Origin of the sequence: Pseudomonas sp. Irchel s3a10 (assembly GCF_900187525.1) — a bacterium.
GTDB lineage: Bacteria > Pseudomonadota > Gammaproteobacteria > Pseudomonadales > Pseudomonadaceae > Aquipseudomonas > Aquipseudomonas koreensis_G.
In genome coordinates this window covers 651,462-674,914 of sequence record NZ_FYDR01000002.1, presented here as the reverse complement: position 1 = coordinate 674,914, position 23,453 = coordinate 651,462, and the positions used below count along the sequence as shown (strand labels likewise).

Here is a 23,453-nt window from a genome sequence, read left to right as displayed (position 1 = left end):
CAGCGGGCCTGACGTGAAAACAAAAAAGGACCCGAAGGTCCTTTTTTGTTGCGTGCAAAACGCTGCACAAACAAAAACGCCGATCATCACTGATCGGCGTTTTTGTGAAATTGGAGCGGGAAACGAGACTCGAACTCGCGACCCCGACCTTGGCAAGGTCGTGCTCTACCAACTGAGCTATTCCCGCAATGGCGTCCCCTAGGGGACTCGAACCCCTGTTACCGCCGTGAAAGGGCGGTGTCCTAGGCCACTAGACGAAGGGGACAGGCTACAACTTTCACTAATAAAAACGCCGCTCACTGAGCGGCGCTTTTAGAATTTGGAGCGGGAAACGAGACTCGAACTCGCGACCCCGACCTTGGCAAGGTCGTGCTCTACCAACTGAGCTATTCCCGCAAATGGCGTCCCCTAGGGGACTCGAACCCCTGTTACCGCCGTGAAAGGGCGGTGTCCTAGGCCACTAGACGAAGGGGACACGCTACCCGGAACACATGGTGTGTGTTTCGGTGTCCAGACCCGCATCCGAAGACATGGTTCTGGTTTCACTCAGCCCCGCCCGAAAGCAGTGCTGTTTAAAATTGGAGCGGGAAACGAGACTCGAACTCGCGACCCCGACCTTGGCAAGGTCGTGCTCTACCAACTGAGCTATTCCCGCATTGGCGTCCCCTAGGGGACTCGAACCCCTGTTACCGCCGTGAAAGGGCGGTGTCCTAGGCCACTAGACGAAGGGGACACGCTACAACATTCACTCCCTGCCGCGTTTCGCTGTGTGCTTTACGCTGCAAGTGGCGCGCATTCTATGGATGGTTTGAGGGGTCGTCAACCCCCGAATATAAATTTATTTAAATCAATGACTTCGACCTGCTTTACCGGAGCATTCGGGCTTTTCCGTCGCCCGACGATTGACGCCTATATTCCGCCACTCGCCAAGGCGTTATAGTCCGCAACACAATGATGGCAATCTGCGCACCTTGCGCCAGCATTCATATAAGCAGTACGCAGCCGATATAAACAGAAGTTGCTGAATCAACTCGTCGAGCGGCGCTGGGCGCCTGAATGTCCAGCCACTACACTCGCATGCGAACCCTATAAAGAGGTCTTACCGGTGACACCACTCATGATCACCCTGCTAGTCATAGCCGGGATCGCAATTCTGATCGCCATTGGCTACATGAACCATGTGGTGGAAAACAACAAACTGGAGAAGGCCCGCACCAAAGTCGAACTCAACGACCGCCTGCGCCGCTGCGGCGAACTGACCGAAACCTTCCCCGGCCAGTTCATGACCCCGGCACTCAAGCTGCTGCTGACCCGTCTGGAGCTGAACGTCTGCCAGCGTCTGCTGAACCTGGAAAAAACCAGCGCCACGACCAAGTCACGGATCACCGAACTCAGCGCACTGGTGGCCCAAGGCGAATCGATCCCGGTCAACAACCCGCCGGCACCGATCCTGACCGAAGCCAAAGCCAAGGACGTCCGCTTCCTGCTCGAAGCCCTGCACGGCCAGATCACCCGCGCCGCCCATGACGGCTTCCTGCCACCGAACGAAGCCAAACACTGGATCAAGGAAGTCCGCCACATCCTGGTCCTGCTGCACATCGAATTCTTCAACAACCTCGGCCAACAATCCCTGCAACAAAACCAACCCGGCCAAGCCCGCCTCGCCTTCGAACGCGGCGTGCAATACCTGCGCAAACAGCAGGAACCACAGGTGTACTCGGAACAACTGCAATACCTGGAAAAACTCCTGGCCCGCGCCAATGCCCAGGTCATGGACAAGATTGCTCCTGTTGAAGGCGAAGTGAACCAGTTGACCGAAGGCCTCAAGGAAGCCGAAGCCGATGCGGACTGGAAGAAGAAAGTGATTTACGACTGATGGTCGAAGGTTAAGAGAAGCCACCGAGAGGTGGCTTTTTTGTGGGGGGTGGGCTGGTTGCCATTGAGGGTATTCAGTTAGAGATTGGTTGACTGTCAGGCCGCCTTCGCGAGCAAGCTCGCTCCCACAGTGGGATTGGGTGAGTCAGTTAGAGACTGGTCGGCTGTCAGGCCGCCTTCGCGAGCAGGCTCACTCCTACAGAAAAGCAAAGCAGTCCAGACAGCCCCCATGCTCTTCACCACTCAAATGGCCGAGTGTCAGCTCGCCGAAAGCTCTTGATCTTGCCGTGCCGGCCCCGTCGGCAGGCTGAGTGGAGGGGTTCATCCGGGGGTGGGAGCGCAGCGACCGTTTGGCGCAGCCAAACACATCGAGAGGAGGTGCAGCGAAGCAAACCGGAGGCGATGCGCCCGGATGAATCCCGCAACGAAGGAACCCGAGCCTAGGCGAGGGCCGAACGCAGGGGCCCAGCGTTTTGGTTACTTTTGGGCGTCTGCAAAAGTGACTCGCCGTAAGGGCGAAACCGCCAGCCGCAGCCCCCGAAGCAACGGATATTCACCCAAAACCCCAAGAACCTGGTCGGCCCAGAGGCCGCCAAGTCAAAGCCGAAAATGCCCAACCATCCCCTTGAGCTCCCCCCCCAACCGCGCCAGCTCAACACTCGAAACCGCATTCCCCCGCATCGCCATCGAAGACTGATCCGCACTCGCGCGAATACTCGTCACACTGCGATTGATCTCCTCAGCCACCGAACTCTGCTCTTCAGCGGCCGCCGCAATCTGCTGATTCATCTGCTGAATCAACGAAACCGCCGCCGCGATACTGCCCAGCGCACTCTCGGTCTGCAGCGCATCACTGACCGCCAGCTTGACCAACTCACCACTGCTCTGAATCTGCTGCACCGACGAATGTGCCGCCGAACGCAAGGCACTGACCAGCCGCTCGATCTCCTCGGTCGATTGCTGCGTACGCCGCGCCAACGCGCGAACCTCATCAGCCACCACCGCAAAGCCCCTGCCCTGCTCCCCGGCCCGCGCCGCCTCGATTGCGGCGTTGAGCGCCAGCAGATTGGTCTGCTCGGCCACGCTCTTGATCACATCCAGCACCGTACCGATATTCTGAATCTGCGCACTGAGGCTTTCGATGCTTGAACTGGCCGATGTCGCCGAATCCGCCAGTTGCTCGATCCGCACCATGCTCTGGCGCACCACCTGTTGCCCGCTCTCGACCTTGGCATCCGCCGTTTGCGCGGCCAGCGCGGCCTCCTCGGCATTGCGCGCCACATCATGCACGGTGGCGGTCATCTGGTTCATGGCCGTGGCCACTTGCTCGGTCTCTTCCTTCTGGCTGTTGACCTCAAGGTTGGTCTGCTCGGTTACCGCCGACAGCGATTGCGCGGAACTGGCCAACTGCTCGATGCCCGCCTGCAAACCGCTGACGATCGTGCTCAGCCCGGTGCCCATCTGCTGCATCGCCAGCATCAGTTGACCGATTTCATCACGCCGGGTGACCTCCACCCTCGCGCTCAAATCCCCGGCCGCAATCTGCTGCGCAACCCGCATCACACTGCGCAACGGCGCGACGATCAACCGGGTGATGACCCACGCGGCAATCAGCCCCACCAGCAACGCCAGCGCCGAAGAACCGATGATCAGCACCGAGTTCTTCTTCAATTCCGCCTGCATTGCGCCGTCCTCGGCGCCATACGCCTGATCCACGCGCTCCATCACCTGCGCCGCACGCTCGTGCAACTGTTCGTAGACGGTTTTCTCCTGGGCCAGCAGGCCGGTGTATTCGGCCAGTTTGTCGTTGAAACCGGCGATGTGCCCGGACACTTCATTGAGTACCGTCAGATAGCCCTCATCCTTGACCGTGGTCTTCAACTGCTCGGCCTGAGCCTGTGCCTGAGCAGCCTGCTCGATGTTGCCCTTGCCGGCACTGTCGGCATCGCCCTTGCGGCTCTGATCCAGACGAATCCGCGCCTCGTTCATCGCCTGCAGCATCAGCCGCGACACCTGGCTGACCTGGCTGGCCTGTTCGATGAACTGCGCGCCGTCCTTGCCTTCGGTGTCCTTCAAGGTATACGCGCCGTCATCAGCCAGCCCGGCCTGCAGCACGTCCAGGTTGTTGGCCACACTGGATACCGACCAGCTGGCCATTTCCAGCGCCAGATCCTTGGCCTGGGTCAGAGAGACGAACTCATCGAAGGCCTTGCGATAGGCACTCAGGGCCTGCTCCACATCACTCATCACCGCCGCGTTCGCCGGGGATCGAGCCTTGAGTTGCGCGGCCCGGGCCAACAAGTCGTCGATGCCTTCGCGCAAGGCATCGACGGTTTTCGGGTTGTTGTGCAAGGCATAGTCCTGCTCCAGCAGCCGCACCTTGAGCAGTGCACTGTTGAGCGACGACATCTGCTTCAGCCCATCGAAGCGCTGACTGATGCTCTGCAGAGACCAGACCCCGATGGCGGCCACCAGCGCGGTCAACAGCAGCACCAGCACGAACCCGATACCCAGTTTCTTCGCCATACCGAGGTTGGCAAAACGTCCTTGCACGGCGGAAATCATTGCGCGTAGTCCCCTGCCAAAGTCTGTTGCCGAAGATTCGCAACGGCCATGGAGCAGCACAAGTCTCTGGCGGCGGAATAATGGCAAAAAGCTACGCACGCGTCGTTTTCAGAACGCTTGAGGTCGATTCGCACCGGTACTGCGAAAAAACTGCCGGGCCCTCGGATCACAGGCATAGGCCACATTGATCCGCTGCCACTCACTGGGTTCGCCACTCGGACTGAAGGCCCCCGGGTCGCAAAGGCTGACACCATTGCACTGCGCCTGACTGTGCAAGCGCGCAGTATCGCCCAGCGGGGCACGGGCCCAGATGAACAGGCCGCCACATGGCTTACCGAAGACCTCCCAGTCGGCATCTTCCAGCGCCTGCAACGCGGCGACCCGATCGGTATTCAGCCGTTGACGCTGACGCTGGACCATTTTGCGATAGGCGCCATTGGCCAGAAGACTGGTCAGCACCGCCTCATTGAAACCCGAGGCGCCCATGCTACTGATCATCTTGACCCGCCCCAGCCGCGCAATCAGCGCTGGCTCGGCGTAGACAAACCCGACGCGCAGCGAGCTGCTCAGTGTCTTGGAAAAACTGCCGACATAGATCACCCGTTCATCGAGTGCCGCCAGGCGAGTGCCGTTGCCATTGTGCAGGTCGGCGTAGACATCATCCTCAATCACTCGCACATCGTGAGCGTTGCACAAGCGCAGGATCTGTTGTGCCACGCCAAGAGTCAGGCAAGAGCCGGTGGGATTGTGGTGGTGACTGTTGATGAACATCGCGACCGGCCGGAACTGCCGCAACAGCGCTTCCAGCGCCTGGGGATCCGGCCCGCTCGGCGTGCGGCGCACTTCCAGCAACTGCACGCCGTACAGGCGCAACAGCTCGAACAGCGGCGCGTAGCCCGGGGTTTCGACGACAACGCAGTCACCGGCCTTTAACAACGTGCGCGCGAGCAAATCAAGCGCCTGGCTGGCACCGGAGGTCGTCAGCACCTGTTCATCCAGGGCCTCGACGCCAATCAGCCTGAGGCGTTTGACAATCTGCTCGCGTAACGCCGGCAGCCCCAGAGGGCTGCTGTAATTGAACAGACTCGCCATGTCGGTACGGGCCACCTGACGGATCGCGTAACTCAGGTCATCGGATTCACGCCAGCTCTGCGGCAAGCCTCCCTCGCCGAGTTTCAACCCGCTATGTGCCTGCCCGCAGTCAATCCCGATCACCCCACCGCCCTGCGCGGCCACCATGAATCCGGCGCCCTGACGCGGGGCCAGAACGCCTTGCGCCACCAGCCGTTCACAGGCCTCGGCCACACACGACTGACTCAGCAGATTGGAGCGCGCAATTTGCCTGACGGAGGGCAAACGCGTGCTCGGTGCCACACCGCTTCGCGAGATCCACTCAGTCATGCCATCAACAATCTGCTGTACGACCGGCACCATTGCCTGTCGGTCAATTCTCAATTCCATGAGCACGCAAACTCCTGTCCATTTTGCTGGCGGCAGTAAATCACAGCCGCGTCGCTCAGGCTGTGCGACAACGCCGTCAAAAGCAGCTGTTCTAACCGTTTGATACAAATTGTTTAGTGGTTTAACGGAACGGGCGCCCTGCAATAAGAAAACCCGCACTGAGGCGGGTTTTTTCGAGTCTTGCCACCAGGATTCAGAAAGCCGTGACGCCGCCATCCACCGCCAGGGAATGACCGGTGGTAAACGCCGCACCATCGCTGCACAGATACAGCACGGCGCTGGCGATTTCCTCGACCTTGCCAATGCGTCCCACCGGGTGCATCGCGTTGGCGAACTCGCCTTTCTTCGGGTCAGCCTCGTAGGCGCGGCGGAACATGTCGGTGTCGATCACCGCCGGGCACACGGCGTTGACGCGGATTTTTTTCTTCGCGTATTCGATCGCCGCCGACTTGGTCAGGCCGATCACCGCATGCTTGGACGCTGCATAGATGCTCATCTTCGGTGCCGCGCCAAGCCCCGCCACCGAGGCGGTGTTGACGATCGCTCCGCCGCCCTGAGCGAGCAACAGCGGCAACTGATATTTCATGCACAACCACACGCCTTTGACGTTGACGCCCATGATCGCGTCGAACTCGTCCATCGAGCCGTCGGCCAACTTGCCCTGCTCGATTTCGATCCCGGCATTGTTGAAGGCGTAGTCCAGGCGACCGTAGGTATTGATCACCTCGTCCATCAGATTTTTCACTTCGCTTTCGACGGTAACGTTGCAGCGCACGAAGGTCGCTTCGCCACCGGCTGTACGAATCAGCGCCACCGTGCCTTCGCCCCCTGCCGCGTCCAGATCGGCCACCACCACTTTCAAACCTTCGGCAGCGAATGCCTGGGCGGTCGCCCGGCCAATACCGTTGGCCGCTCCAGTGACTACGACCACCTGACCGGAAAACGTCATGCTCATTGTTATGTCCTCGGAGGAGAGATGCAGGAGGGATTTGCAGAATCGCAGCATAGTCACCGAGGGCCGTGCCGCGTCAGCACTATCAGAAGGCTGTTTATGCCTTCATGCGTCGCAGTGATAAAAGCCTGTGGGCGACTATCACTGCACTGGATCATTGCGCATTCGCCGCATCAGCCGACCTTGCAGCATTGGCCTCGAGGGTCTATCAACAAGGCTTCATTCAGTTCGAGTGCCTGCCATGACCAGCCAGACCAATCGCCAGTTTCTGCTCGCCAAACGCCCGGTGGGCGCCGCCACCCGTGAGACCTTTACCTACCAGGAAGTACCGGTCGGCGAACCGGCGACAGGGCAGATTCTGGTCAAGAACGAATACCTGTCCCTCGATCCGGCCATGCGCGGCTGGATGAACGAGGGCAAGTCCTACATCCCACCAGTAGAAATCGGTGAAGTCATGCGCGCCTTGGGCGTCGGCAAAGTCATCGCTTCGAACAACCCGGGCTTTGCCGTCGGCGACTACGTCAACGGCGCCCTCGGTGTGCAGGATTATTTCCTTGGCGAGCCCAGAGGTTTCTACAAGGTCGATCCGAAACTGGCACCGCTGCCGGTGTATCTGTCCGCGCTGGGCATGACCGGCATGACCGCCTACTTCGCTTTGCTCGATGTGGGCGCACCGAAGGCCGGTGACACCGTGGTGCTGTCCGGGGCTGCCGGGGCGGTGGGCAGCATTGCCGGGCAGATCGCCAAGATCAAAGGCTGCCGGGTGGTGGGCATCGCCGGGGGCGCCGACAAGTGCAAATACCTGATCGACGAACTGGGCTTCGACGGCGCCATCGATTACAAGCACGAAGACGTACTGGCCGGGCTCAAGCGTGAGTGCCCGAAAGGCGTTGACGTGTATTTCGATAACGTCGGCGGCGAGATCCTCGACGCCGTGCTCAGCCGTCTGGCGCCGAAAGCCCGGGTGGTGATCTGCGGCGCCATCAGCCAGTACAACAACAAGGAAGCGGTCAAGGGCCCGGCCAACTATCTGTCGCTGCTGGTCAACCGTGCACGCATGGAAGGCTTTGTGGTGATGGACTACGCCGCGCAGTACGCCAGTGCCGCGCAGGAAATGGCCGGCTGGATGGCCAAGGGGCAGCTCAAGAGCAAGGAAGATATTGTCGAAGGATTGGAAACGTTCCCGGAGACGCTGATGAAACTGTTCAGGGGGGAGAACTTCGGCAAGTTGGTGCTGAAGGTGTAAGCCACCGAAACAATTGTAGGAGTGAGCCTGCTCGCGATAGCGGTGTATCAGTCACAATCAATGTCACTGATATACCGCTATCGCGAGCAGGCTCACTCCTACAGGGTTCGGCGGTGTTTGATCAGGCCAGTTCGGCCACGACCGAAGCCAGTGCCTTGGCCGGATCTGCCGCCTGGCTGATCGGACGGCCGATCACCAGATAATCGGAACCGGCATCCAGCGCCTGACGCGGAGTCAGAATGCGGCGCTGATCGTCCTGCGCGCTGCCCGCCGGACGAATCCCCGGGGTCACCAGTTGCAGCGACGGGTGCGCCGACTTCAGCGCGGTGGCTTCCAGCGCCGAGCACACCAGACCATCCATCCCGGCCTTCTCGGCCAGCGCGGCCAGGCGCAGCACCTGCTCCTGCGGCTCGATGTCCAGACCGATACCGGCCAGATCCTCGCGCTCCATGCTGGTCAGCACGGTCACACCGATCAGCAACGGTTGCGGGCCGCTGCGCTTGGAAAGCTCTTCACGGCAGGCCGCCATCATGCGCAAGCCACCGGAGCAATGCACGTTGACCATCCACACACCCATCTCGGCAGCGGCTTTCACCGCCATCGCGGTGGTGTTGGGAATGTCGTGGAATTTCAGGTCGAGGAACACCTCGAAGCCTTTATCACGCAGGGTGCCGACGATTTCCGCGGCGCAACTGGTGAACAGTTCCTTGCCCACTTTGACCCGGCACAGTTTCGGGTCCAACTGGTCGGCCAGCTTCAGTGCGGCGTCACGGGTGGGGAAATCCAGGGCGACGATGATAGGAGTCTGGCAGGCGGACATGGATGGGCTCTCAGGCAAGTCGAAATCGGCGCGCATTGTAGCGGAAGCGGCGACGGCGCGGCACCCGATGATCGGTAAATCGTCGCCGCAACCGTGATCAGCATAACGCTCGCGGCTATTGTGTCGAACCCGATACACAACCGACACGCCGCCAACAAGCGCCCGCGCTAGCCTCGCCAGCCGCAACACGTCCTTACATCAGCACTTCCCGCCTCACGGCAGGACGCCTATGCTGAAACCACCACCTCGCAGCCCATCTTTGTGGTTGGCGGCCTACTGGCAGATGAACAGCCCCATGCACAACACCCAGACCACCGTGACTGATGAGCAGAAAGACGACAAACGCTGGAGCATCCGCGCGCTGATCGTCGATGACGATGTGCCGATCCGCGAATTGATGATCGACTACCTGGCCCGTTTCAACATCCACGCCAGCGGCGTCACCGACGGCGCGGCCATGCGTCAGGCGATGCAGGCCGAGCATTTCGACGTGGTGGTGCTCGACCTGATGCTGCCCGGCGAAGACGGCCTGTCGCTGTGCCGCTGGCTGCGCGCCGAATCGGACATCCCGATCCTGATGCTCACCGCCCGCTGCGAACCCACCGATCGCATCATCGGCCTGGAACTGGGCGCCGACGACTACATGGCCAAACCGTTCGAGCCACGGGAACTGGTGGCGCGGATCCAGACCATCCTGCGTCGGGTTCGCGATGACCGCACCGAACAGCGCGCCAACATTCGCTTCGACAACTGGCGCCTGAACAGTGTGCTGCGGCAGTTGATCGCCGACGATGGCCTGGTGGTGCCGCTGTCCAACGCCGAATTCCGCCTGCTCTGGGTGTTCATCGAGCGCCCGCGCCGGGTACTCAGCCGCGAACAACTGCTGGACGCCGCCCGTGGCCGTTCGATTGAAGCGTTCGACCGCAGCATCGATTTGCTGGTGTCGCGCCTGCGGCAAAAACTCGGCGACGATCCAAAAGCACCACAGTTGATCAAAACCGTGCGCGGTGAAGGTTACCTGTTCGATGCGCGAGACATCGGCTGATGCGAGCGCGCTTCGACACGCTGTTCGGCCGCCTGTTTGGCATGCTGTTCGTGGCGATCGTCCTCGCGCACCTGCTGGCCTTTGCCTGGTTTCACCACTACGGCCCGCCGCCGCCCCCGCCGGAGTTCGCCGAGAGTGTCGACGGCCAGCGGCCGCCGCCGGATCCGCGTTTCGCCCATCGCCCGCCGCGTCCGTGGTTCGGCGGACCGCTGGTGCCGCTGACCTTCCAGTTCATCTCGCTGATGATCGCTGCGTGGTACGGCGCCAAACTGCTCACCCGGCCTATCCAGCGCCTGAGCGACGCCGCCGAACGCCTCAGCGAGAACCTCGACAGCCCGCCGCTGGACGAGTCCGGCCCGCGTGAAGCCCGACAAGCGGCGCACACCTTCAACCTGATGCAACAACGCATCCGCGAACAGGTGCAGCAACGGGCACGCATGCTCGGCGCCGTCTCCCACGACCTGCGCACGCCGCTGTCGCGATTGAAGCTGCGTCTGGAAAAAATCGACGACGACAAACTGCAAGGCCAGATGCGCCAAGACCTCAACGACATGATCGGCATGCTCGACGCCACCCTCACCTACCTGCACGAACAGCGCACCAGCGAGGCCTTGCAGTTGATGGATGTGCAGGCGCTGGTCGAATCGCTGTGCGAGAACGCTCAGGATCAAGGTGCGGACGTTGAAGTCAGCGGCCATTGTGCGCCGCTGCAGGTGCAGCCGATGGCACTGCGCTCGTGCATCAACAACCTGATGGACAACGCCCTGCGCTACGCCGGACAGGCACGCATCGAACTGCAGGATCAGCGCGAGCAATTGCTGATCCGCGTAATCGATCACGGCCCGGGCATTGCCGAAGACAAACGCGAGGCGGTGTTCGAACCGTTCTATCGCCTGGAAGGCTCACGCAACCGCAACTCCGGCGGCGTCGGCCTGGGCATGACCATCGCCCGCGAGGCAGCGCAGCGTTTGGGTGGACAATTGAATCTGGAAGAAACCCCGGGCGGCGGCCTGACCGCAATCATCCGCCTGCCGCGCACTTAAGAAACACACCTATCCCCCGTGGGAGCGGGCTTGCTCGCGAAAGCGGTGTGTCAGTCGACTTCTGTGTTGAATGATCGGCCGCCTTCGCGAGCAAGCCCGCTCTCACAGGTTTCAGTGGTGTTCACTCCATCGTGTATACCCACCGGTACAAAGCCAAAACACCCAGGACAACTTGCCCCTTGAGTCTGCACAAGCCGGTACACCCACCGGTTCTACAGTCCAAGGAGTGAGCCCATGATCGGTAGCGTCAGCAATTACACGAGCTATAACAGCACCAGCAGCACCTCCACCCAGAACGCCCGCAGCCAGCAATTGCAAAAGCAGCTGTTCGCCAAACTCGACAGCAACGGCGACGGCGCGGTGGACCAGGACGAACTGAAAAGCGCTCTGTCGCAGAAGTCCGACGACGGCCTGCTGGTCAACCTGAGCAAGCAATTCGGCGATTTGGACAGCGACGCCAGCGGCAGCCTCAGCGCCGAAGAAATGACCGCGATGGCCCCTCCTCCGCCACCTCAGGATCAAGCACCGAACACCGACCTCGCCGACGCCCTGATCAGCGCCCTCGACGCCGATGGCGACGGCGCCATCAGCAGCGACGAATTGAGCAACGGCCTGACCAGCGCCGGCAGCAGTGCCGACGGCAACCAAATCTTCTCGGCCCTGGACAAGAACAAGGATGGCACCGTCAGCCAGGACGAACTCACCGCCAGCCTCACCCCACCACCGCCACCACCGCCGCAACAAGCCTCCAGCGACGAACTGTTCAGCCAACTGGATGCCGATGGCGACGGCAGCATCAGCACGACTGAACTGAGCAGCGCCCTGCAGACCAGCGACAGCACCTCGACAACCAGCACCGACACAAGCGCTGCACTGCTCAAGGTACTGGACAGCGACAGCAGTGGCGGCGTGAGCAGCGACGAACTGAAAGCGGCGCTACAGGCAGGTCGGGATCACCCGCCCGAAGAACAGACCACCAGTACCCAGACCACCAGCGAAGCGCTGAACCGGATGATTGCCAACTTGAGCAAACAGTACTCGCTGGACAATGCTGCGTCGGTGGGCAAGTACCTGAATGTGGCGACCTGACCTTATGTCGTGATGGGGTGATCGTTTCCATGCAGCGGTGTGGGAACGGTCATTTGAGTGTGGCCGTGAGAGGCTGGTTGCATGATATGCCTCTTCGCGAGCAGGCTCACTCCTACAATTGGATGGAGTGCATTCAGTTGGAGATTGCTCGGCTATAAGGCCGCCTTCGCGAGCAAGCCCGCTCCCACAGTGGGAATGGGTTTATTCAGTTGGAAATTGGTCGGCTATAAGGCCGCCATCGCCAGCAGGCTGGCTCCTACTGTTGGATGGAGTGCATTCAGTTGGAAATTGGTCGGCTATAAGGCCGCCTTCGCGAGCAAGCTCGCTCCCACAGTGGGAATGGGTTTATTCAGTTGGAAATTGGTCGGCTATAAAGGCCGCCTTCGCCAGCAGGCTGGCTCCTACTGTTGGATGGAGTGCATTCTGTTGGAGATTGTTCGGCTATAAGGCCGCCATCGCCAGCAGGCTGGCTCCTACAATTGGATGGAGTGCATTCAGTTGGAGATTGTTCGGCTATAAGGCCGCCTTCGCGAGCAAGCCCGCTCCCACAGTTAGATTGGGGGTGGTCAGTTGGAAACTGGTCGGCTGTCAGGCCGCCATCGCCAACAGGCTGGCTCCCACAATTTTTAACTGTATGCACCGCACGCGGCGAAGCCGCCCCACTCAATGGCCGAGTGTCAGCTCGCCGAAAGCTCTTGATCTTGCCGTGCCGGCCCCGTCGGCAGGCTGAGTGGAGGGATTTATCCGGGGGTGGGAGCGCAGCGACCGTTCGACGAAGTCGAACGCATCGAGAGGAGGTGCAGCGAAGCAAACCGGAGGCGATGCCCCCGGATGAATCACGGAGCGAAGGAACCCGAGCCCCGGCGAGGGCCGAACGTTGGGGCAAGACTTTTTGGTTACTTTTGAGGCGTTTGTCAAAAGTGACTCGCCGTAAGGGCGAAACCGCCAGCCGCAACACCCGAAGCAACGGATATGCCCGCAATCCCAAAAAAGCCTGCCGCGACGCCTAAACCCGAGCCTGACTCTTACTCCAATCCGTCAACAAACTATAAGCCACCGCCAACAACGTAGGCCCGATAAACAACCCGATAAACCCAAACGCAATCAACCCGCCAAACACCCCGAGCAACACAATCACCAACGGCAGATTCCCACCGCGGCTGATCAGATAAGGCTTCAACACGTTATCCACGCCACTGATGATGAACGTCCCCCAGATCCCAAGAAACACCGCCATCCCGTACTCGCCCTTCCACGCCAGCCAGGCCGTCGCCGGAATCCACACCAGCGGCGGCCCCATCGGAATCAGACTCAACAGAAAGGTCACGATCCCCAGCACCAGCGCCCCCGGGACCCCGGCAATCAGGAACCCGACCAACGCCAGAACCGCCTGCGCCGCCGCCGTACCGATCACCCCGTTGACCACCCGCTGTACGGTGCCGGCCACCAGCTCGATGTAATACCCGGCTCGCTCGCCGATCAGGCGCTGCAGCAGACCGTGCACAAACGCCGCCAAGCGCGGCCCGTCGCGATAGAAAAAGAACACGAAGACAATGCTCAGGGTCAGCTCGAGAATCCCGCCGCCGATCTGCGCACTGCGCGCCAGCAACCAGTTACCCACCTGCCCCAGATACGGTTTGATCGACACCATCAACGCCGCGCCCTGCTGATCGATGCTGTTCCAGATCCCCACCAGCCGCTCGCCCACCAATGGCACGCTGCCGAGCCAGGCCGGCGCTTCCGGCAGACCATCGACCTGCACATCCTTGATGAACGCCGTGGCATCGCGCACATGATCGGCCAGGTTGAACCCCAGCCACACCAGCGGCGCAGCCACCAGCAACATCCAGCCCAGGGTCAAAATAGCTGCGGCAAGTGATTCGCGGCCATTGAGCCAGCGGGTCAGCAGACGCATCAGCGGCCAACTGGCGAACGCCAGCACCGCGCCCCAGAACAGCGCCGACCAGAACGGCGCCATCACCCACAGGCTGGCACCGAACAGCACCAGCAGGAGGATTTGCACCAACAGCCGATCGTTATTGAGCATGTAAAGTCTCGAAGAAGTCAGTCGGTCAAAGAGTAGGCGAACACGCCACGCATGCACGCCCGATGCAGCTTATCGCAACAGATCGATGCGCAGGCCAGAGCCGTCGGCGCTCCCCGCCTCCATCCGCGCCGCCCGCACACCCTGACCGATCAGTGCCTGACGCCAGGCCTCGGCCTTGGGTCCGGCAATCGTCACGCGTTGGGTGGTGTCGAGGTTCAAGCCACGGGAAATCAGCCGTAACCAAGTGTCATCCGGATCGCCGGTCAGCTTGGGAAAGTCCAGTTCGCCGGTACTTTTGAGCTGTCGCAACAGCGTCGCCGAGGTCGGCAGCAACTCGCCCAGCGGCGCGCCCGCTTCGAACTGCTCGACATGCAGGTAGGCTTTGCGATTGCCGCGGGTGATGCTGTAGAGCGCCACCAGGGTGTTGTCCTTCGGTGCGGCCAGACGCAACAGCAGATAGGCCTGTTGCTCATCGGCACCGTACAGCTTGGCGTTGCCGAACACTTCATTGGCCCACAGGCTGCTTTCGCCGCAATCGCGGGCCTGACACCAGAACAGCAACTCGGCGTCCTGCTTTTGCAGAGCTTGGCGGGCGGCGGTGAAGGCCTCGGTGGCGGAATGCTCCGGCGGCAACTCGTAAGTGACCGAAGTGGTCTGGCCGCGCGCCGTGACCTGGCCGTCAAAGCGCAACTGGCCGCTGATCTTGCGGATCGAGCCCAGCGGATAGATTCGCTCAAGCTCCACAGGAGGGCGATAGTCAACAATCTGCGCATCGGCCAGACGTGGCACGATCTGCAGATCCTGACTACCTGGCACATCGGCAGCGAATAGAACGGGACTGAAACAGCACAGCGCCAACAGACTGAGTGACCGCATAGTCAGGCTCATCGGATCGGCATGGCTTGGCGGGTCGGGGTCGCAGCAGTATAGAAATCCATCGTGTTTGTCTCCCATTTCAACCCGCCCAGCCTCGACAGTTGCCCGGTGCAAGTCAAGGAATGGCGAAGAACCGATTGAAACAGTCTGCGACAAGGTCGGCACCGGACTCATCGTTCAGGTGCAAATGATGCCCGCCCGCCAGCTGTTCCTGGCTAAAGGGTAGACGCTCCAGCAACTCAGGATGTTTGGCCAGCATGCCGTCGGCGGCGACCACCAGTTGCGCCGGACAGGTGATGCGCTGGACGAAAGCCATCGCCTGCTCCTGCGTCAGGCGCAACGGCGATGGCAGAGTCAGCCGATTATCAGTGCGCCAGGTATAACCGCCGGGCACCGGCATCAAACCGCGTTGCGCCAGCAGTTCGGCGGCTTCACGACTGACCGCTACCAAACCCTTCATCCGCGCTTCGATGGCGCGGTCGAGGGTGTTGTAGACCGGTTTGCGCTTCTCACGCAGATCCAGCTGCGCCTGCAGGGCCATGCCCATGCGCTCGGCGGCATTTTCGCCTTTGTCCGTAGGAGGAATCACCCCGTCGATCAACGCCAGGTGGCTGACGCGCTCCGGCAACGAACCGGCCAGCACCAGCGAAACGATGGCGCCCATCGAATGCCCGAGCAGGCCGAAGCGCTTCCAGCCCAGTTGCTCGGCAACCTGCAGCACATCGTGGGCGTAGTCCCACAGCGCATAACCGGCGCCGTTGGGTCGATGCCCGGAATGCCCGTGCCCGGCCATGTCCAGGGCAATAATGCGCAGGCCTTTGAGCTTGGGTGCCAGGCGCGCAAAGCTGTTGGCGTTGTCGAGCCAGCCATGCAGGGCGATCACCGGCAGACCGTCCTCGGGGCCGAACAAGTGCGCCGCCAGTTCGATATGCGGCAGGCTCAGGCGCACTTCTTCGAAGGTCGGGCTCATGCGCAGTCCTTGTGTTGGCGGCGCTCCCAGCGCGTAAACAGCTCTTTGAGCAGGCGCGCCGTGTCTTGCGGACGTTCGAGCGGAAACATGTGCCCGCCCGGCATGCTCAGTGCTTCACCCTGCGGCAGGCGCCCGACAAATCGGGTGTGATGGCGCATGACCACGCGACTCTTGTGCCCGCGCACCACGGCCAGCGGCACCTGCAATTGGCGCGTGCGACCGGGACTGGTGTGCGGCACGCCGCGATAGATGCTGATTTCGGTAGCCGGGTCGAAGCGCAGACGCAACTTGTCGCCGACCGTATGCAATCCGTGCTGCAGGTAGGCATCGAAGCATTCCGGATCGAAACCGCGAAACAGGGTCTTGCCGGCAAAGTAGCTGCGCGCCGTGTCGAGATCGGCGAATTCTTCGCGCCGCCCCAACGTACGTCCGGCCGGGGTCAGTTTGTCGATGAAGCCGAAGCGCTTGGCCGCGCGGATCACCCACTGGTCGGTGCGGGTCAGCACCGGCGAATCGAGCATGACCACGCCGCGATACAGCTCAGGGCAGCGCAATGCTGCGTGCAAGTGCAACACGCCGCCAAACGAATGGCCGACACCCCACACCGGTTGATCCTGTTGCTGCAAATGGTGGATCAGTTCGTCGACCAGGTTGTACCAGTTGTCGTCCGCCGGGAAACGTGGGTCATGGGCATGCACGTCCAGATGCGCAACCCGGTACTCGGGCGCCAGCGCCGCGAACAACTTGCCATAGGTGCCCGAAGGAAAACCGTTGGCGTGGGTGAAAAAGATCGGTTGCGACATGCAGGTTTATCCATGAACGGGAAACGTGATGTTGATTGTCCGTAAGAGCAGGATCCGCAGCAATGACCATAACTGCCAGAAATGGTGATGGAGATGTCGTTAAAAGCAAAAGATCGCAGGCTGCGCCAGCTCCTACAGGGTACACATCCCAATGTAGGAGCTGTCGCAGGCTCGGGCCGCGATCGGACGATCTTGTGATCTTCAGCAGATCACCGGGCCGGTGGCTGCTCACCCAATGGCACCACCGCCATGGTCAACCGCGACACACAACTGGCCTTGCCTTCATCGCTGGTCAAACGGATGTCCCAGACATGCGTGGTGCGACCAATGTGAATCGGTTTGGCCACCGCGGTCACCCGCCCGCTGCGCAAACCGCGCAAATGGTTGGCGTTGATCTCCAGCCCCACGCAGTAAAACTTGCTGGCATCGATGCACAGGTAGCTGGCCATCGAACCGACGGTTTCCGCCAGCACCACCGAGGCGCCGCCGTGCAGCAGACCGTAAGGCTGGTGGGTGCGGTGGTCGATGACCATGCTCGCCGTCAGCGATTCTTCGTCGAAGGATTCGAAGCGGATATCCAGCACTTCGCCGATGGTGTTTTTCTGGATTGCGTTCAACTGCTCGATGTTCGGAGTGGTGCGCCACAAGCTCATCGCAGGCTTCCTTTGTTGTTGTGATCGTCGCTCAATCCTGCCACAGCACCGCCTCGCTGCGCGCGCTCCATTCTTCAAACCGCGCGCCGTAGGTGTCTTCGATGACATTGCGCTTGATCTTCAAGGTCGGCGTGAGAAAGCCGTTTTCCACCGCCCAGCTGTCCTTGACCACCACCAGCCGCCGCAGACGCTCGTGCTTGTCGAGCACGGCGTTGACCTCTTCGAGCAGTTTTTCCAGGCTCGAATGCAGGCTGGCCCGCCCCTCCTCCTGATTGACCGTCGACAGTACGCACAAGCCCAGCGGCGCACTCAGGCCATCGCCGACCACGCAGACCTGCTCAATGCGCGAGTGCACCGCCAGCCGGTTTTCAATCGGCGCCGGGGCGACGTATTTGCCTTTGCTGGTCTTGAAGATTTCCTTGAGCCGGCCGGTCAGGCGCAAGCGGCCCTCGGCATCCTGCTCGCCCTTGTCGCCGGTACGCAGAAAACCGTCCTCGGTGAGGGTCTCCGCAGTTTTCTGCGGCTCCTTGAAATAGCCGAGCATGTTCGCCTGACTGCGCACCTGCACCTCGCCGGACTCGTCGATTCGCACCTCGACCTCCGGGCACGGTTTGCCGATCCAGCCCTGTTTGTACTGGCCCGGCAGGCAGATGTGCGAGTAGCCGCAACTCTCGGTCATGCCATAGACCTCCAGCACATCGAGGCCGAGTTTCTGATACCAACTGAGCAAGGTCTGTGGCACCGGCGCCGCGCCGGACAGGGCGACGCGCAAGGCATCAAGCCCCAGCCCGGCCAGCACCTTGTGCCCGACCCGCTTGCCAATGAATGGCAGGCCGAGCAGGAAATCCAGGCGCTTGGCCGGGATCTTGCCGTACACGCCCATCTGGAATTTGGTCCAGATCCGCGGCACGCCGAACATCGCCGTGGGCCGCGCCCGGCGCAGATCGGTAATGAAGGTGTCGAGGCTTTCGGCAAAGAACACCGTTTGCCCGGTGTAGATCGAGGCCAGCTCAACGAACATGCGTTCGGCGACATGGCACAGCGGCAGGTACGACAGCAACCGGTCTTGCTCGTTAAGCCCGAACAGTTGCGTGCCGCGAGTCGTGGCAAACCCCAGATTGGCAAAGCTGTGCATCACACCTTTAGGCAGCCCGGTGGTGCCGGAGGTGTAGATGATGGTTGCCAGTTGCTCGGCCGCAGGACGCGGATCGTCCTGGATCGGCGAGCTTTTTTGCAGGTCATCCCAACTGAAATCGAACTCGCCGAGCGGGTGCAGCGGCAGGCTGATGGTCGGCAAATCCGCCGGCACACCGACGGACATGCCCGGCCAGTCATCAAGCTTACCGATGAACGCCAGCACACTTTCCGAATGCGTCAGCACCTGATTCACCGAATCGGCGGTGAGGTTGGGATACAGCGGCACCGAGACGTGCCCGGCCATCCAGATCGCCAGATCGGCAATGATCCAGTGCGCGCAGTTTTTCGAGATCAGCGCGATATGGCTGCCCTGCGGTAATTCCCGCGCGCGCAGCCAGTGCGCGGCGCAACGCGCTTGATGACCGACGTCGGCCCAGGTCAGGGTCTCGACCTGCCCGCCACCGATGGGCTGCACCAGAAAACGCTGGCGCGGGTGCCGGGCCTCACGCTCGTAGAACACGTCCAGCGGCAAACGGAAGGCGGCAGACATGCGACTCGCTCCTGTTTTTTGGGTCTGGAGCAAGCGTAGTCAACCAAGCAAGTGCTTGGTTGGATTTTTTACCAAAAGAAACAAGATCAAAAGATCGCAGCCTGCGGCAGCTCCTACACAGGTCTCTGTAGGAGCTGCCGCAGGCTGCGATCTTTTGCTGTTAAGGATGCTTGAGGCTGTTGAGGGTCATCGAGCCGATCAGCAGTTCAGGACTTTCCAGCTCGGCCAACCCCGCCGTACCGACCTTCTCCGGCGGATACCCGGCGCCATGCTGCAGATAGCTCAGCAGATTGCCCACCAGCGGGTTATGGCTGACCAGCAGCACATTGCTCACCGACACCAGTTGATCGGTGACCTTGTCCGGATCGGTCTCCGGGGTCAGCCATTCGACGGTACGAATCTCCGGCTCGAACCCGAGCGCTTCGCGGACAATCTGTGCGGTCTGTTGCGCACGCAGATAAGGGCTGGCATAGATCGCCGTCAGCGGCTGACCGATCAACCGGGCCGCACTGCTCAACGCCTCTTGGCGACCGTGCTCGGTCAGTTCCCGCTCGGAATCGGGGCACGAGCCATAAGGCACCGCCTCGCCGTGACGCAATACCCAGAGTTTCATAGCTTGGGTTCCTCATCGCGGGCCGGGTGCGGGGCTGGCGGCACGGCGTGCGGCGCTTCGCCTTCCGGGGTACGCGGGGTCGGCCAGTCGGCGAACGGCCAGGGTTTCTGATCGCTGTGAAAGCTGCCGAAACGGCCAATCTGCGCGAGGAACTGGCTCAGGCTGTCGCCGAAATTCATCAGGCTGGCGCTCGGGGCGCCGTAAATCAAACGATAGATCAGTTGCACCAGCACGACGGCGCCGAGGATGAACTGCGCCACTTGCCAGACCAGCACGTAGACGATCATCCACAACACCCGCAGGAGAATGGATTCGTACTTGGCTTCGGTTTTCGGATCGTTCATGGCTCGCTTCCTGTTGAATCAGTTGAAACCGCTGGTAGAAATAAAGTCGACGTCGGTTTTCGGCTCGGCACGCATCAGTAGACCGATCACCTGCTCCAGCGTGCGTCCTTCAAACAGAATCGCGTGCAACCCGGCGACCAGCGGCATGTACACGCCAACCTCCTGGGACTTGGCCTTGAGCACCTTCAGGGTGTTCACGCCTTCGGCGACTTCGCCCAGACGCGACACCGCTTCATCAAGGCTCAAGCCCTGACCGAGAGCAAAGCCGACCTGGTAGTTGCGGCTCTTCGGCGACGAGCAGGTGACGATCAGATCACCGACCCCGGCCAGACCGAGGAAGGTCATCGGGTTGGCGCCCTGATTCACCGCAAAACGCGTCATCTCGGCCAACGCACGGGTGATCAGCATGCTTTTGGTGTTCTCGCCCATCTCCAGCGCCACCGCCATGCCGGCGATGATCGCGTAAACGTTTTTCAACGCCCCGCCCAGCTCGACGCCGAAACGGTCAGCACTGGCGTAAACGCGGAAGGTGCGACCATGCAGCGCAGCCTGCACCTGTTTGCACAACTCTTCGTCTTCGCTGGCGACCACGGTGGCGGTCAACGCATGCTCGGCGATCTCCCGCGCCAGATTCGGCCCGGACAGCACGCCGATGCGCGCCTGCGGGGCGATCTCTTCGAGGATCTGGCTCATCAGTTTGAAGGTGTGGGCTTCGATGCCCTTGGTCAGGCTGACCAGCATTTTGCCGCTCAGGCGCTCGGCGTGGGCAGCCAGCACCGTGCGCAATGCGCTCGACGGCAGTGCGACGAAGCACAGCTCGCAGGCGTCGAGGGTTGCCTGCAGGTCAGTGACCGCAGTCACTCCCGGCAGAATCTTGATGCCTTTGAGGTAACGCGGGTTCTCGCGGTTGACCCGGATGGCCTCGGCCTGCTCGGGGTCACGCATCCACTGCCGGACTTGATGGCCGTTCTCGGCCAAAAGGTTGGCCACGGCGGTACCAAAACTTCCGCCTCCCAGGACCGCAATCGGGCGCTGTTCAGTCATATGCAATCCGTTAATCCATACCAGTGGCGATGCCGGCATTATACGGGGCGACCGGAGCGCGGCCAGCCCCTGCGTCAATTACCGACACTTGTAGGAAGAAGACCAATAAAGCCGAGGAAAATGCCCGCATCGTGACTGGAAAAGTCACTGTCCTCGGTTAACATGCGCGCCAATTCTTTGCGATCAAGGCCGTGCCGTGTCTTTTGGCTCTCCCCCCTCGCGTTCGTCACTGCTGCTGGCGCTACTGTTCAGCCCGGTGTTGCAGGCGGACGATCTGTTTGTCGACAGCGAAACGCTGCCGCAGGTGCTGACGGCTACGCGCCTGAAACAGACACCGGCGGAAGTGCCGGGGAGCATGACCGTGCTCGACAGTGAGCTGATCAACGCCAGCGGTGCGCGGGACATCAGCGAGTTACTGCGGCTGGTGCCGGGGATGATGGTCGGCAACATCAACGGCAATCAGGCTGCGGTCAATTATCACGGAACCAACGCCAGCGAAGCGCGGCGCATGCAGGTGCTGATCGATGGCCGCTCGGTGTACCGCGCGGGACTGGCCACGGTGGACTGGAGCGATATTCCGGTAGCAATGGAGGACATCGAACGGATCGAGGTTTTCCGTGGGCCGAACACCGTCAGCTACGGCGCCAACGCGCTGATGGCAGTGGTCAACATCATCACCCGCAACCCGGCGGACAGCCACGGCACGCGCCTGAAGTACACCCGTGGCCAGCGCGGCATCAACGATTTCTATGCCAGCCAGGGCACGGGGTGGATTGGTGGCGACCTGCGCCTGTCGCTGTCCGGCCAGGAAGACGATGGCTTCGACAGCGACCGCACGGGCGCCGATTATCGCGACAGCCGCCGCTTGAACCGCTTCAGCCTCGCGGTCAGCCAGACACTGAGCGACAACCAGAGCCTCGATTGGCAGATCAACGCGAAGGACGGCAGCAACCAGCGGCCCTACACCTACCGCCCGGTGTTCTCGGGGATTACCGCTGCCGGGAACAATTCCGACGTGGTCGCCAAGGATTACGCCGGCTCGGTGCGCTGGAATCTCGACATCAATCCCGAACACAGCCTTTATATACAGGGCTCGGCCCAACACTGGGATCGCCAGCAGGTGTGGCGCGCCTGTGATGCCGAAGTGTCGTTCAGCCCGCAACTGACCCAACTGTGGCAGCTCAACCCGAACTACACCGAACGGCTGGCACGCAACATCACCCGCTTCACCGGCCCCGGTCCGGAAGCCGGCACCCCGCAGGAGATGGCCCTCGCCAATCAAGTGCTGGATCAATGGCGCAACGGTGCCAGCCAGACCCTGTGCGGCGACATCGACCAAAGCGCCCGCGAGTCGCGCTACGACCTCGAATTGCAGGACACCCTCAGCCTGTCCGACAGTCTGCGGCTGGTCAGTGGCCTGAACTATCGTTACGACCGGGCCGACTCCGAGACCTACTTCAACGGCACGCTGGACGACACCACCTGGCGCGCGTTCGGCCAACTGGAGTGGCGCGCCAGTGAACACTGGCTGCTGCAGGGCGGCGCCATGTTCGAAGACACCCAACTGATCGGCAATTCGCTGACGCCCCGCTTCGCCGTCAACTATCTGATCAACCCACGCCATGGCCTGCGCGCGGTGTACTCGGAGGCGATCCGTTCGCCGGACATGTTCGAGAACAACGTCAACTGGAGCTATCAGGTAAGCAACCTGCGGCCGTCCGCCTATGGCCAGTCTTCGGCGCGCTACTTCGTCAAGACCCGTGGCCCGGGCAATCTCGATCAGGAACACATGCGCTCGCGCGAGTTGGGCTACAACGGCTATTTCGCCGAGCTGGGCCTGGCCGTGGACGTGAAGCTGTTCTACGACGAAATCACCGGGATGATCAGCGAGCCGCTGCGTAACAACCAGTACATCGCCAGCAACGCCAACAGCTCGCGCTTTCGCGGCACCGAAACCCAGCTCGACTGGCGCCTGAGCATGATCGATCGCCTGCGCTTCACCTACGCCTTCGTCGACGCCGAGGCGAGCAACCCGCTGGATCAGCAATTCACTGCGCGCAACAGCGGTTCTGCCGGTTGGCTGCGCGACTGGGGCCACGGCTGGAACAGCGCCCTGTTCTATTACGGCGACAACGCGCTCAACGGCTACCGCTTCGAACGGGTCGACACGCGCATCGCCAAACGCATCCCGCTGGGCAAAGCCCAACTGCAACTGGCCGGCGTGCTGCAGCAGCGGCTCGACAATGAACCGACCACTTTCGTCGACAACAATTACGACGAACGCCGGGTGCTGTACTTCAGCGCCGAGCTGGAGTTCTAG

The 23,453-nt window shown here is 61.4% G+C and carries 19 protein-coding genes, 6 tRNA genes and 1 pseudogene; 6 read left to right on the top strand and 20 right to left on the bottom strand.

Going from position 1 to position 23,453, the window contains the following annotated elements:
- Nucleotides 1-111: 111 nt before the first annotated feature.
- From CKW11_RS08615 to CKW11_RS08590, 6 genes are all read right to left on the bottom strand, one after another.
- A tRNA-Gly gene (locus tag CKW11_RS08615) sits at nucleotides 112-187 on the bottom strand.
- Nucleotides 188-189: 2 nt separating this feature from the next.
- Nucleotides 190-265, bottom strand: a tRNA-Glu gene (locus tag CKW11_RS08610).
- Nucleotides 266-320: 55 nt separating this feature from the next.
- Nucleotides 321-396 (bottom strand) — tRNA-Gly (locus CKW11_RS08605).
- Between the two features lie 3 nt (nucleotides 397-399).
- Nucleotides 400-475: transfer RNA gene (locus CKW11_RS08600), tRNA-Glu, on the bottom strand.
- Between the two features lie 104 nt (nucleotides 476-579).
- Nucleotides 580-655 (bottom strand) — tRNA-Gly (locus tag CKW11_RS08595).
- 2 nt (nucleotides 656-657) lie between these two features.
- Nucleotides 658-733 (bottom strand) — tRNA-Glu (locus CKW11_RS08590).
- 384 nt (nucleotides 734-1,117) lie between these two features.
- On the opposite strand from CKW11_RS08590, the gene CKW11_RS08585 reads away from it, so the two are divergent.
- Nucleotides 1,118-1,876: a hypothetical protein gene (locus CKW11_RS08585; RefSeq protein WP_177439986.1), complete on the top strand. Its 759-nt coding sequence runs from the start codon at nucleotides 1,118-1,120 to the stop codon at nucleotides 1,874-1,876.
- 596 nt (nucleotides 1,877-2,472) lie between these two features.
- On the opposite strand, the gene CKW11_RS29100 is transcribed toward CKW11_RS08585, so the two are convergent.
- From CKW11_RS29100 to CKW11_RS08570, 4 genes and pseudogenes are all read right to left on the bottom strand, one after another.
- Nucleotides 2,473-3,177 (bottom strand): methyl-accepting chemotaxis protein, encoded by a 705-nt coding sequence (locus tag CKW11_RS29100; RefSeq protein ID WP_371917869.1) that lies wholly within the window; start codon nucleotides 3,175-3,177, stop codon nucleotides 2,473-2,475.
- A gap of 204 nt (nucleotides 3,178-3,381) precedes the next feature.
- Nucleotides 3,382-3,435: pseudogene (locus tag CKW11_RS29095) on the bottom strand (hypothetical protein); the annotation flags it as partial.
- A 1,113-nt stretch (nucleotides 3,436-4,548) separates the two neighbouring features.
- Nucleotides 4,549-5,901 (bottom strand): PLP-dependent aminotransferase family protein, encoded by a 1,353-nt coding sequence (locus CKW11_RS08575; RefSeq protein WP_095137181.1) that lies wholly within the window; start codon nucleotides 5,899-5,901, stop codon nucleotides 4,549-4,551.
- Nucleotides 5,902-6,094: 193 nt separating this feature from the next.
- Complete coding sequence (locus CKW11_RS08570) at nucleotides 6,095-6,856, bottom strand: SDR family oxidoreductase (RefSeq protein WP_003227117.1); 762 nt, start codon at nucleotides 6,854-6,856, stop codon at nucleotides 6,095-6,097.
- A gap of 238 nt (nucleotides 6,857-7,094) precedes the next feature.
- Here CKW11_RS08570 and CKW11_RS08565 point away from each other — a divergent pair, with 238 nt between their 5' ends.
- Nucleotides 7,095-8,099: an NADP-dependent oxidoreductase gene (locus tag CKW11_RS08565; protein ID WP_095137180.1), complete on the top strand. Its 1,005-nt coding sequence runs from the start codon at nucleotides 7,095-7,097 to the stop codon at nucleotides 8,097-8,099.
- A 121-nt stretch (nucleotides 8,100-8,220) separates the two neighbouring features.
- On the opposite strand, the gene pyrF is transcribed toward CKW11_RS08565, so the two are convergent.
- A complete protein-coding gene (gene pyrF / locus CKW11_RS08560; RefSeq protein WP_047295723.1) occupies nucleotides 8,221-8,919 on the bottom strand; it encodes an orotidine-5'-phosphate decarboxylase in 699 nt (232 codons plus the stop codon).
- A 283-nt stretch (nucleotides 8,920-9,202) separates the two neighbouring features.
- On the opposite strand from pyrF, the gene CKW11_RS08555 reads away from it, so the two are divergent.
- The 3 genes from CKW11_RS08555 to xopAW all read left to right on the top strand — a co-directional run bounded on the left by CKW11_RS08555 (nucleotide 9,203) and on the right by xopAW (nucleotide 12,096).
- Nucleotides 9,203-9,964 carry a response regulator gene (locus CKW11_RS08555; RefSeq protein WP_371260451.1) on the top strand — a complete coding sequence of 254 codons (762 nt, stop codon included), beginning with the start codon at nucleotides 9,203-9,205 and terminating at the stop codon, nucleotides 9,962-9,964.
- Entirely contained in the window at nucleotides 9,964-11,007 is a 1,044-nt protein-coding gene (locus tag CKW11_RS08550) for a HAMP domain-containing sensor histidine kinase (protein WP_095137179.1), read from the top strand. The genes CKW11_RS08555 and CKW11_RS08550 overlap by 1 nt, the downstream gene beginning before the upstream one ends.
- A 234-nt stretch (nucleotides 11,008-11,241) precedes the next feature.
- A complete protein-coding gene (xopAW, locus tag CKW11_RS08545) occupies nucleotides 11,242-12,096 on the top strand; it encodes an EF-hand domain-containing protein (RefSeq protein WP_095137178.1) in 855 nt (284 codons plus the stop codon).
- Nucleotides 12,097-13,102: 1,006 nt separating this feature from the next.
- Here the strand turns inward: xopAW and CKW11_RS08535 are convergent.
- The 9 genes from CKW11_RS08535 to CKW11_RS08495 form a co-directional block, all read right to left on the bottom strand.
- Nucleotides 13,103-14,143, bottom strand: coding sequence for an AI-2E family transporter (locus tag CKW11_RS08535; RefSeq protein ID WP_095137176.1), 1,041 nt, complete (start codon nucleotides 14,141-14,143; stop codon nucleotides 13,103-13,105).
- A gap of 69 nt (nucleotides 14,144-14,212) precedes the next feature.
- A complete protein-coding gene (locus CKW11_RS08530) occupies nucleotides 14,213-15,019 on the bottom strand; it encodes a DUF4892 domain-containing protein (RefSeq protein ID WP_095137175.1) in 807 nt (268 codons plus the stop codon).
- A gap of 115 nt (nucleotides 15,020-15,134) precedes the next feature.
- Entirely contained in the window at nucleotides 15,135-15,989 is an 855-nt protein-coding gene (locus CKW11_RS08525; RefSeq protein WP_095137174.1) for an alpha/beta hydrolase, read from the bottom strand.
- Nucleotides 15,986-16,792, bottom strand: coding sequence for an alpha/beta fold hydrolase (locus CKW11_RS08520; RefSeq protein WP_095137173.1), 807 nt, complete (start codon nucleotides 16,790-16,792; stop codon nucleotides 15,986-15,988). Before CKW11_RS08520 ends, CKW11_RS08525 begins: the two co-directional genes overlap by 4 nt.
- A 209-nt stretch (nucleotides 16,793-17,001) precedes the next feature.
- Entirely contained in the window at nucleotides 17,002-17,445 is a 444-nt protein-coding gene (locus tag CKW11_RS08515) for a hotdog fold thioesterase (protein WP_027612314.1), read from the bottom strand.
- Between the two features lie 31 nt (nucleotides 17,446-17,476).
- Complete coding sequence (locus CKW11_RS08510; RefSeq protein WP_095137172.1) at nucleotides 17,477-19,132, bottom strand: AMP-binding protein; 1,656 nt, start codon at nucleotides 19,130-19,132, stop codon at nucleotides 17,477-17,479.
- 160 nt (nucleotides 19,133-19,292) lie between these two features.
- Nucleotides 19,293-19,745, bottom strand: a complete 453-nt coding sequence (sixA, locus tag CKW11_RS08505) for a phosphohistidine phosphatase SixA (protein ID WP_095137171.1) — start codon at nucleotides 19,743-19,745, stop codon at nucleotides 19,293-19,295.
- Entirely contained in the window at nucleotides 19,742-20,089 is a 348-nt protein-coding gene (locus CKW11_RS08500) for a DUF4389 domain-containing protein (RefSeq protein ID WP_095137170.1), read from the bottom strand. Before CKW11_RS08500 ends, sixA begins: the two co-directional genes overlap by 4 nt.
- A gap of 18 nt (nucleotides 20,090-20,107) precedes the next feature.
- Complete coding sequence (locus CKW11_RS08495) at nucleotides 20,108-21,133, bottom strand: NAD(P)H-dependent glycerol-3-phosphate dehydrogenase (protein WP_007968955.1); 1,026 nt, start codon at nucleotides 21,131-21,133, stop codon at nucleotides 20,108-20,110.
- 196 nt (nucleotides 21,134-21,329) lie between these two features.
- Here CKW11_RS08495 and CKW11_RS08490 point away from each other — a divergent pair, with 196 nt between their 5' ends.
- Nucleotides 21,330-23,453 carry a TonB-dependent siderophore receptor gene (locus tag CKW11_RS08490; RefSeq protein WP_095137169.1) on the top strand — a complete coding sequence of 708 codons (2,124 nt, stop codon included), beginning with the start codon at nucleotides 21,330-21,332 and terminating at the stop codon, nucleotides 23,451-23,453.